General features: G+C 73.7%; 9 protein-coding genes. 4 read left to right on the forward strand and 5 right to left on the reverse strand.

Translation table 11 applies throughout. The features are described 5' to 3' along the window. Positions 1-7: 7 nt before the first annotated feature. Positions 8-1,060, reverse strand: coding sequence for a saccharopine dehydrogenase family protein (locus DLJ47_RS25205; protein ID WP_109903424.1), 1,053 nt, complete (start codon positions 1,058-1,060; stop codon positions 8-10). Between the two features lie 99 nt (positions 1,061-1,159). Between DLJ47_RS25205 and DLJ47_RS25210 the strand changes: the two genes are divergently transcribed. From DLJ47_RS25210 to DLJ47_RS25220, 3 genes are all read left to right on the forward strand, one after another. Further along, entirely contained in the window at positions 1,160-2,116 is a 957-nt protein-coding gene (locus DLJ47_RS25210) for a helix-turn-helix domain-containing protein (protein ID WP_109903426.1), read from the forward strand. 157 nt (positions 2,117-2,273) lie between these two features. After that, the gene (locus DLJ47_RS25215; RefSeq protein ID WP_109903428.1) at positions 2,274-2,783 is read left to right on the forward strand and encodes a SigE family RNA polymerase sigma factor; all 510 of its coding nucleotides are present in this window, start codon (positions 2,274-2,276) and stop codon (positions 2,781-2,783) included. After that, complete coding sequence (locus DLJ47_RS25220; RefSeq protein WP_109903430.1) at positions 2,780-3,616, forward strand: hypothetical protein; 837 nt, start codon at positions 2,780-2,782, stop codon at positions 3,614-3,616. The genes DLJ47_RS25215 and DLJ47_RS25220 overlap by 4 nt, the downstream gene beginning before the upstream one ends. A 38-nt stretch (positions 3,617-3,654) precedes the next feature. On the opposite strand, the gene DLJ47_RS25225 is transcribed toward DLJ47_RS25220, so the two are convergent. The 4 genes from DLJ47_RS25225 to DLJ47_RS25240 form a co-directional block, all read right to left on the reverse strand. After that, positions 3,655-4,416 carry a LytR/AlgR family response regulator transcription factor gene (locus tag DLJ47_RS25225; protein WP_088998013.1) on the reverse strand — a complete coding sequence of 254 codons (762 nt, stop codon included), beginning with the start codon at positions 4,414-4,416 and terminating at the stop codon, positions 3,655-3,657. Between the two features lie 76 nt (positions 4,417-4,492). Next, the gene (locus DLJ47_RS25230; protein WP_109903432.1) at positions 4,493-5,713 is read right to left on the reverse strand and encodes a sensor histidine kinase; all 1,221 of its coding nucleotides are present in this window, start codon (positions 5,711-5,713) and stop codon (positions 4,493-4,495) included. 39 nt (positions 5,714-5,752) lie between these two features. After that, complete coding sequence (locus DLJ47_RS25235) at positions 5,753-7,324, reverse strand: sugar transferase (RefSeq protein ID WP_088996588.1); 1,572 nt, start codon at positions 7,322-7,324, stop codon at positions 5,753-5,755. A 263-nt stretch (positions 7,325-7,587) separates the two neighbouring features. Beyond that, complete coding sequence (locus DLJ47_RS25240; protein ID WP_109903434.1) at positions 7,588-8,448, reverse strand: Fpg/Nei family DNA glycosylase; 861 nt, start codon at positions 8,446-8,448, stop codon at positions 7,588-7,590. A gap of 24 nt (positions 8,449-8,472) precedes the next feature. On the opposite strand from DLJ47_RS25240, the gene DLJ47_RS25245 reads away from it, so the two are divergent. After that, positions 8,473-9,658 (forward strand): glycosyltransferase family 4 protein (locus DLJ47_RS25245; RefSeq protein WP_109903436.1); only part of this gene is annotated, 1,186 nt, incomplete at its 3' end.

The raw sequence follows: 9,658 nt of genomic DNA on the forward strand, positions 1-9,658 counted from the left end.
CAGGCGATCAGGCGAACTGGGGTGCACGCGACTCCTGAAGCGGCTCGACCGAGATGTGCGCGGACAGGGCGCGGAGGAAGTCGGGCGCGTCGAAGATCTCGCCGGCGGAGGCGACCCCGCTCGTCCTCGTCCGGCCTTCAAGAATGCGGCGCACCGCCTCGACCGCCAGCGGAGCGCTGATGGCGTAGATGTCCTGGCCGCTGGCGACGAGGCGCCGTCGCGTCGCACCGGAGCGCACGACGACGTCGACGGTGAACGTCTGCGCCGACCGGCCGCGCTCGTCGACGGCGGTCGGCGGCGTGTCCGCGGCCGCCAGGTCACTGGCCGCCCCGGTGGTCATGTACGTGCGGACCTCGGGGATGGACAGGTGGCTGGGGACGGTGACGACGTCGGCCATGGTGAACTCGCCGAGGACGGGCCGGCGGCCCAGCGGAGCGGGGAAGTCCCAGTCCAGCGTCGGCAGGTCACTGTCGGCGACGTAGTACTCCAGCCGACCACCGGTGTAGCGGACCCGTCGCCCGTCGCGCCGGTCCCGGGAGACGGTGCCGGAGGCGAGCGTCCCACCCGTGGGGTGCCAGCTGCTCAGCCCGTACGCGACGTGCGCCTCGTCGGCTGCCGTCCAGTCGCCCATGGCCGTGCTGACCAGCAGGTCGCCGAGCCCGCCGAAGAAGGCCATCGCCGGGACCACCGCGACGCCCGCCGCCCGGGCGCGCTCGGTGAAGTGGGTGAACGTGTCGACGTTGGCCTCGATCTCGGCCGCCACGTCCACGTACGGGATGCCGGCGCGCAGGGCGGCCTCGATCACGGGAGCCGCGGTCGAGGCGAACGGCCCGGCGCAGTTGACGACCGCTGCCGCACCCCGCAACGCCTGGTCGAGCGAGGCCGGATCGTCGACCGACGCCACCCGGTGTTCGAGCCCCGGCGCCGCCAGCGCCCGCAGCTTGCCCGCGTCGCGACCGAGGAGGAGCGGGACGAACCCGCGGTCGCGCAGCTCCGCCACCACGAACCGTCCGGTGTGTCCGTACGCGCCGAACACCGCCACGATCTGCCCCGAATCCATCTGTGGTTCCTCTCCCGAAAAGATCGACTGAGGAGAGCCTCCCAGTGGCGGCCGAACCCGACCAGTGTCTGGAACGCCATCCCCCGTACAATTTCCGACATGGCCACTGTCGCGCTCGCCGCCACCGACGGGATGCTGCACTTCGAGCTCGCCATGGCCTGCGAGGTCTTCGTCCGCGACCCCTCCGGCCTGGCGGACCCCTGGTACGACCTCGTGGTGTGCGGCCCCGGCCCGGTCCGGGTCGGCAGGTTCCGGTTGGAACCCGACGACGGGTTGGACCGGCTCGCCCGCGCCGAAACGGTGATCGTCCCGTCCGTGGCGGACATCGACGCCGAAATTCCCCCCGACCTGCTCGACGCCGTCCGCGCGGCCCACCGGGCGGGCGCCCGGATGGTCTCGTTCTGCACCGGTGCCTTCGTGCTGGCCGCCGCCGGAGTGCTGGACGGGCTGCGCGCCACCACGCACTGGGCCCACACCGAGGCGCTGGCCGCCCGCTATCCCCGGGTGACGGTCGACCCGGACGTGCTCTACGTCGACAACGGCGACGTGCTCGCCTCCGCCGGCAAGGCCGCCGCGATCGACCTGTGCCTGCACCTGATCCGCCGCGACCACGGCTCGACGGTCGCCAACGCCGTCGCCCGCCGGCTGGTCGTGCCGCCGCACCGCGCCGGCGGCCAGGCCCAGTTCGTCACCACCCCGGTGCCCGCCCGCGACGACCATCCGCTCGCTGACCTGCTCCCCTGGGTGATGGAGCGGCTGAACCGCCCGCTGACCGTGGAGGACCTGGCCCGCCGGGCGAACATGAGTTCGCGCAACCTGGCCCGCCACTTCCGGTCGGCCACCGGCACCACCCCGCTGCAGTGGCTGTCGACGCAGCGCATCCGCCGGGCCCAGGAACTGCTGGAGAACACCGACGACAGCATCGACGCCATCGCCGAGGCGGCTGGCATGGGCACCGCCACGACGCTGCGCCGGCACTTCCACCGCACCGTCGGCGTACCGCCGGACGCCTACCGCCGCACCTTCCGCAGCACCGGGCCCGCAGCGGGTCAGTGAGCGCCGTCCGGCCGGCCGCACTGCTGTACGGTGCGGCGGGCCCCGCTTTGACCACTCGGCCGGACCGGATGCGCGGACGGTGTGGCCGGCCGTGCAACCTCGACGGAACACCGCTGCGTCGTACCGCCGTGATGGTCAGCGAAGAGGGAACAGCGCGGTGAGGCGGGCCGACGAGGACGACTTCCAGGCCTTCGTCGCCGAGCGGATGGATCGGTGGCGGCGCAGCGCGTACCTGCTCTGCCAGGACTGGCACACCGCCGACGACGTGGTCTCGGTGGCGGTCGCCAAGCTCTACCGGAACTGGCGCCGGGTGAACCGGGCGGAGAACCGCGAGGCGTACGCCCAACGCGTGCTCACCCGCTGCTGGCTCGACGAGCGGCGCCGCCCCTGGCACAGCCGGGAGCAGTCCTGGGCGGCGGTGCCGGACCCGGCCGGCGTGACACCGGAGACGGTGACCGACCGGGACGGGCTCGCCGCGCTGCTGCGTTCGCTGGCGCCCAAGCAGCGGGCGGTGCTCGTCCTGCGCTTCTACCTCGACTACTCGGTCGAGGAGACCGCCCGGATGCTCGGCATCACCACCGGCACCGTCAAGAGCCAGTCGGCGCGCGGGTTGGCGAACCTGCGCACCGCCGTCGGCGGCCAGTTCCAGACCGGAGGCACCCGATGAGTCACCAGTTGTTCGACGAGTTGATCGGCACGCCGCCGCCGGCCCAGGTGGACGTCGCGGGCATCGTCCGGCGGGAACGGCGGGCCCGGGCTGCCCGGCGGCTGGCCGGCTCGCTGGCCGCCGTGCTGGCCCTGGCGCTGGCCGGCGGCGTCGGGATGGCCGCGGCTGGTGGGCAGCCCGGCCGCGCGCCGGTCCCGCCGCAGGCGGCGGCCTCCTCGCCCGTCCCGCCGGACACCCGGTTCCGGCTGGTCTTCGACACCCCGGAGAGCGCCGACGCCAGCGCGAAGCGGCTGAGCCGGGAGTTCGAGACGGCGCTGCGTGAGGTGGCGCCCGGTGCCCGGTGGTTCTGGATCCCGGACAGCGTCGACGAACCCCGGAAGCCGGACGGGCAGCCGCCCACCTTCAGCCACAACGGCAGCGACGACTTCGTGTACGGCGGATCCGGGGTGGTCTACCGGGGCCGGAAAGGCCCCCTCGGCGTCTCCATCTCACCGGACCTGTTCGAAAGCGCCGGGTCCGGCCAACCCGCCGGGTACCACTGGCCGTGCGAACTGCCGCCGGGTCACGGGGACCGCCGGTACGACCGGGTGTGCGAGGAAGGCACGACCCCGAGCGGGCTCCGGATGAAGGTCGAGACGCTCACCGGCAAGCGGAACGGCAGCGTGCAGCACATCGTCTCGATCCAGCTGCCCGGGAACCGGGCCTTCGAGGCGAGCATCAGCAACATGGTGGGGGTCGACGAGCAGGCCGTCGCGGCCCAGCCGGAAGCGCCGCTCTCGGCCGAGGAGCTGACGGCGCTGGCGGTACGGATCGCCGAGCAGATCAAGGCCTGACGACAGCGGGCCCGCGGGCGGGCGGGACTGGGGCCGGGTCAGCGGTTCCAGTCCTGCTTCGCCGCCCGTACCAGCTTGTCCTTCAGCTCCCGGGTGTGCCGGCGGCTCACCGGCAGCTCCGTCGAGTCGATCACCACGACGTACCCGGAGTTGACCAGCCGCAGCTCGGCGATCAGCTTCAGCTGCACCAGGTACGACCGGTGGATCCGGACGAAACCGGCGTCCGCCCAGCGCTCGGCCAGGGTGGCCAGCGACACCCGGACCAGGTGCGAGCCGTCGGCGGTGTGCAGCCGGGCGTAGTCCCCCTGCGCCTCCACCCAGCGCACCGCCGAGCGGGGCAGCATCCGGGTGGTGCCGGCCAGCTCGATCGGGATGGTCGGGTCCTCCTCGGCCCGGGCCAGCGCTGCCGGGTGCGACGGCACCACCCGGGAGCCGATCACCCGGCGCAGCGACTCGGCCAGCCGTTCGGCCCGGACCGGCTTGCGGACGTAGTCCGTGGCGCCCAGGTCGAACGCGTCCACCGCGCCGTCGTCGTACGCGGTGACGAAGACGATGGCCGGCGGCCGGGCGAACCGGCGCAGTACCCGGGCCAGCTCCATGCCGTCCAGCCCGGGCATCCGGATGTCCAGGAAGACCACGTCCACGTCGCCGTCGCGGAGCACCCGCAGCGCCTCGGTGGCGTCGCCGGCGGTGTGCAGCCGGGCCACCCGGGGATCCGACCGCAGGTGGTACGCCAGCTCGTCGAGCGCCGGCGGTTCGTCGTCGACCGCCAGCACCCGGAGGAACCCGGAGGCGCTCACCGCGCCGCCCCGCTCGCTCACCGCACCGACCCGGTTCGCGACTGAGGGGCTCGCAGGCCCGGCTCACTCCTCGCGCTCACGAGCCCGCCCGTACGCCTGGGTGGAACTTCGGCACCCGCATGCTCACCTTCGTACCGGAGCCCAGCCCGGTCTCGACGACCAGGCCGAAGCCGTCCCCGAAGACCGACCGGAGCCGCTCGTCGACGTTGGAGAGGCCGACGTGCTGGCCCGGGTCGTCGCCCGGGTCGCCGGCCGCCAGCTCGGCGATGCCGGCGGTCAGCGTGGCCGGATCCATCCCCACCCCGTCGTCCTCCACCGTGATGTGGCACTCGGCGCCCGCGTCCCGGGCCTCGATGCTCACCATGCCCGTGCCGGGCTTGCGGGACAACCCGTGCCGGACGGCATTCTCCACCAGCGGTTGCAGGCAGAGGAACGGCAGCGTCACCGGTAGCACCTCCGGGGCGATCTGCAGGCGCACCTGGAGCCGGTCGCCGAACCGGGCCCGCTCGATGGTCAGGTAGCGGTCGATCGAGCGCAGCTCCTCGGCCAGCGTGGTGAACTCCCCGTGCGCCCGGAACGAGTAGCGGGTGAACTCGGCGAACTCCAGGATCAGCTCCCGGGCCCGCTCCGGGTCGGTGCGGACGAACGAGCCGATCGCGGTCAGCGCGTTGTAGATGAAGTGCGGGCTGATCTGGGCCCGCAGCGCCCGGATCTCGGCCCGGGCCAGCCGCTCCCGGGACGAGTCCAGCTCGGCGAGCGCGAGCTGGTTGCCGGCCCAGTGCGCGGTCTCCAGGGTGGCCTGCACCAGCCCGGGCGCGGGCGCGCCGTCGGCGATCGCGAGCAGCGCGCCGACCACCCGACCGTCCGGGCCGGCCAGCGGCGCCACCACCGCGCCACGGACCGGACAGTCGACCCGGTCGCAGTGCAGCTCCGCACCGCCGAGCACGGTCGAGCGCCCGGCCGTCACCGCCCGCCGGGCCGCCGCGAGCAGTTGCTCGCCGTGGTGCCCGCCCCGACCGTCCAGGGCGAGCAGCTCCGCCCGGTCGGTCAGGGCCAGCCCGACCGCGCCCACCAGGGCGCGCAGGTGGCGTACGGCCTTCGCCGCGTTCGCCGCGCTCAGCCCGGCCCGCAGCGGCTCGGCGGCCAGCCCGGCGGTGTGCAGCACCTCGTAGGTGGCCCGCTGGGTGGCGGTGGCGATGCCCCGCCGACCGCGCAGCCGGACCACCGCGAACAGGGCCGCGGCCAGCGCGGTGACCAGCGAGACGACGCCGAAGACGGCGGAGAGGTTGCCACCCACGCCCAGATCCTGTCGGCTCCGGACCCCGACGCCAAGGGGTCAGTACGCACCCTTGCGGGCGAGCACCACGCCGACCGTGCGCCACAGGATGCTCAGGTCGTACGCCAGCGACCAGTTGTCGACGTAGTAGAGGTCGAGCCGGACCGCCTCGTCCCAGGAGAGGTCGGAGCGGCCGGAGACCTGCCAGAGCCCGGTCATGCCGGGGCGGACCAGCAGCCGGCGGCGTACGTCGCCGAGGAAGTCACCGTCGTCGGCGGGCAGCGGGCGCGGCCCGACCAGCGACATCTCGCCCCAGAGCACGTTGATCAACTGCGGCAGCTCGTCGAGCGAGGTGGCCCGCAGGAAGCGCCCCACCGGGAAGACCCGCGGGTCCTGCTTCATCTTGAACAGCATGCCGTCGGTCTCGTTCTGGTCGACCAGGCTGGCCAGCCGCTCCTCGGCGTCCACGTACATGGTCCGGAACTTCCACACCCGGAAGGTGCGCCCCTCGTGGCCCACCCGTGGCTGGCGGAAGAAGACCGGGCCCGGGTCGGAGATCCGGATGGCGATCGCGATGGCCGCGAAGACCGGGATCAGCAGCAGCAGCCCGAGCCCGGCGGCGACCCGGTCCATCAGGTTCTTGGCCAGCAGCGCCGGCCCGGACAGGGTCGGCTCCTCGACGTGCAGCAGCGGCAGGCCCTCGATCGGGCGGATGTGCACCCGGGGACCGGCGATGTCGGTCAGCTGCGGCGCGACGACCAGGTCGACGCCGGAGCCCTCCAGCTGCCAGGCCAGCCGGCGCAGCTCACCCGGCTCGGCGCTGGCCGAGCCGCAGACCGCGATGGTGTCGCCACCGACCTCGCGGACCAGGGCGAGCACGTCGCGGCCGGCGTACACCGGGACCGGGGTCTGCATGCCCCGGGCGGCCGCGTAGCCGTCGGTGACGTGGATGGCGACCGGCATCAGCCCGGCCGCGGGGTTGCGGGTGACCGCGGTGTAGACCTCGAGGCATTCCGGCAGGGTGCCGACCAGCACCATCCGGTGCCCGGCCTGGCCGATGTTGCGCCGGACCACGTGCAGCACGAAGCGGCAGAGGATCCGGTTCAGCAGGATCAACATCAACGCCGCGAGCAGGGCGGTGCCGACGGTGTACCGGGACAGGTCGGTCTTGGTGGCGAAGGCGAGGAAGGAGACAGTGGCGGCGACCGCCACGCCGGCCCGGATCACCCGCTTGAACTCGTCCGGCCCGAGGCCCAGGTAGCGCCGGTCGTAGGCGCGGTTGCCCCAGAGGATCACCACCCAGCCGAGCGGCAGCAGCAGGAAGGCGACGGTGTGGAACCAGGTCGGGTCCTGCTCCGCGTTGTAGAAGCCGGCCCGGGACTGGTCGAAGGCCTGGATGGCGATCAGGCTGGCCACCGCCGCCGCCGCGAAGTCGAGCAGCAGGAGCAGGGCGATGTAGGGACGGTGCCAGCGCGACACCCGGCGGCGGGCGCGGGCCCACGCCGAACGGGGTACGCCGTTGTGGGACGGCGGCGCCGGCGGCTGGATCTCGAAGCTGTCGACGTGCCGCACGAGTTTGCTCCGGCCTTCGTTGGTTACCGGGCGCTGGAGGCTTGTCGTCACCTCACCCATGTCCTCCCGCATGACACGTGCCGCTCACTCGCCGTGAGGGCCCGGGTCGCCCACCGTCCCAGTCTCCCACGCGGCACCCACCCGGACGCCGACCCGGAGGACATTGCGCCTGGCTGGTGCGGCTGGGATCTGGCCGGCTCCGTGCCCTTTGGAAGCCGGGGACCGAGCCACTATACCGATGGATGGCCACCCTGGAAGAGCCTCGGACCGGAGGTTCGGCGATGGAAGTCCGATTCCTCTCCGTAACCAAGACGTGGTGTTACTCACCGTACAAGCCGGGACAACCGTCGGTCAGCCAGCGGCTTGCCGCCGGTCTGGCAGGTCGGGCAGTACTGGAGGCTGGAGTCGGCGAAGGAGACCTCCCGGACGGTGTCCCCACAGACCGGGCAGGGCTGCCCGGTGCGGGCGTGCACCTTCAGCCCGGAGCGCTTCTCGCCCTTCAGCTCCGCCGCCTTCTGGCCCAGCGACCGGCGCACGGCGTCGCCGAGCACCTGCCGGGTGGCCTCGTGCAGCGCCGCGACCTGATCGTCGGTGAGCCGGTCGGTGATCGCGAACGGGGAGAGCTTCGCCGCGTGCAGGATCTCGTCGGAGTAGGCGTTGCCGACCCCGGCCAGCACCGCCTGGTCGGTCAGCACCCCCTTGACCTGGCCCCGCCGGCTGCGCAGCCGGGCGCTGAAGGTGGCCAGGTCGGCGGCGAGCGCGTCCGGGCCGAGCTTGGCCACCCCGGGCACCGTCGCCGGGTCGGTGACCAGGTAGACGGCGAGCTTCTTCTGGGTGCCCGCCTCGGTGAGGTCGAAGCCGGAGCCGTCGTCGAGGCGTACCCGCAGTGCGATCGGTCCCTTGCCGGGGCGCAGCGGCGCCGCGGAGGGGAAGGCCTCCCGGTAGTGCAGCCAGCCGGCCCGGGCCAGGTGGACCACCAGGTGCAGGTCGCCGTCGAGCACCACGTCCAGGAACTTGCCGTGCCGGCGGGCGTCCAGCACCGCGCGCCCGGCCGCGGCGGTCGGTGCCGGGTCGTACGTCTTCAGGGCGCTGATCGCGGCGACCTCCAGCCGGTCGACACGCCGCCCCACCGCGCGCTCGCGCAGGTAGCCCGCGAGCGCCTCAACCTCCGGGAGTTCGGGCATCAGACAACGGTAGCCTTCTTTCCCGTGAGAATCGTGGTGGCGCACAACCGGTACCGGGAAGCCCAGCCGTCCGGTGAGAACACCATCGTCGACGCCGAGATCGCCCAGCTGACCGCGGCGGGCGTCGAGGTGCTGCCGTTCCTGCGCAGCTCGGACGAGATCCCGACGATGCCGAAGACGGCCAAGGCGTTGCTGCCGATCTCCCCGATCTACGCGCCCCGCGCCCAGCAGGAGCTCAGCCGGTTGATCACCGAGCACCGGCCGGACGTGCTACACCTGCACAACCCGTACCCGCTGCTCTCGCCCTGGGTGGTGCGCACGGCGCACCGGCACGGCGTGCCGGTGGTGCAGACGGTGCACAACTACCGGCAGGTCTGCTCCTCCGGGCTGTACTTCCGGGACGGGATCATCTGCCAGGACTGCCGGGGGCGGGCGCTGGGCGTGCCGGCGATCGTGCACCGCTGCTACCGGGGGTCGCGGGCGCAGAGCGCCCTGATGGCCACCACGCTGGCCGTGCACCGGGGCACCTGGCGCTCGGTCGACCGGTTCGTGGCACTCACCTCGGCGGTCGCCGACCACCTGCGCGACTACGGCATCCCGGCGGAGCGGATCGTGGTGAAGCCGAACGGCATCCCCGACCCGGGCCGGCCCGCCCCGCTCGGCGAGGGGTTCCTCTTCCTCGGCCGGCTCTCCCCCGAGAAGGGGCTGGACCTGCTGCTGGACGCGTGGCGGCGGCACCCGGACGGCGCGCTCGGCCCGCTGCGCGTGGCCGGCGACGGCGAGCTGCGCCCGCTGGTCGAGGCGGCCGCCGCCGAGCGGGCCGACGTCACCTTCCTCGGCCCGCTGGACCGCGCCGGGGTGCGCGCCGCGCTGGAGTCCAGCGCGGTGGTGCTGGCCACCTCGACCTGGCACGACGTGCTGCCCACGGTGATCATCGAGGCGCTGGCCGCCGGCCGGCCGGTGCTCGGCACCGCCCTCGGCGGCATTCCCTACCTGGTCGGTGCGGACACCCCCCGGGAACCGGCCGGCACCGGGCCGGCGGCGGTCGCCTCCGCGGTCCCCGGCGACGGGATGGCCACCCTGCCGTCGGGCGTGGTGCCGGGCGAGGCGGGGTGGGTGGTGCCGCCGGAGCCGGCCGCCCTGGCCGCCGCCCTGCCGCTGGCCCGGGCCGGCGCCGCGCCGCTGTCGGCCGCCGCCGCGGTCGGCTTCG

This window comes from Micromonospora sp. S4605 (genome assembly GCF_003176715.1).
Lineage (GTDB): Bacteria > Actinomycetota > Actinomycetes > Mycobacteriales > Micromonosporaceae > Micromonospora > Micromonospora echinaurantiaca.

What these genes read in the sequence shown, in the direction of transcription:
- DLJ47_RS25205 (WP_109903424.1), bottom strand. Translation starts at nt 1,060, where the DNA reads ATGGATTCGGGGCAGATCGTGGCGGTGTTCGGCGCGTACGGACACACC.
- DLJ47_RS25210 (WP_109903426.1), top strand. Translation starts at nt 1,160, where the DNA reads ATGGCCACTGTCGCGCTCGCCGCCACCGACGGGATGCTGCACTTCGAG.
- DLJ47_RS25220 (WP_109903430.1), top strand. Translation starts at nt 2,780, where the DNA reads ATGAGTCACCAGTTGTTCGACGAGTTGATCGGCACGCCGCCGCCGGCC.
- DLJ47_RS25235 (WP_088996588.1), bottom strand. Translation starts at nt 7,324, where the DNA reads ATGGGTGAGGTGACGACAAGCCTCCAGCGCCCGGTAACCAACGAAGGC.
- DLJ47_RS25240 (WP_109903434.1), bottom strand. Translation starts at nt 8,448, where the DNA reads ATGCCCGAACTCCCGGAGGTTGAGGCGCTCGCGGGCTACCTGCGCGAG.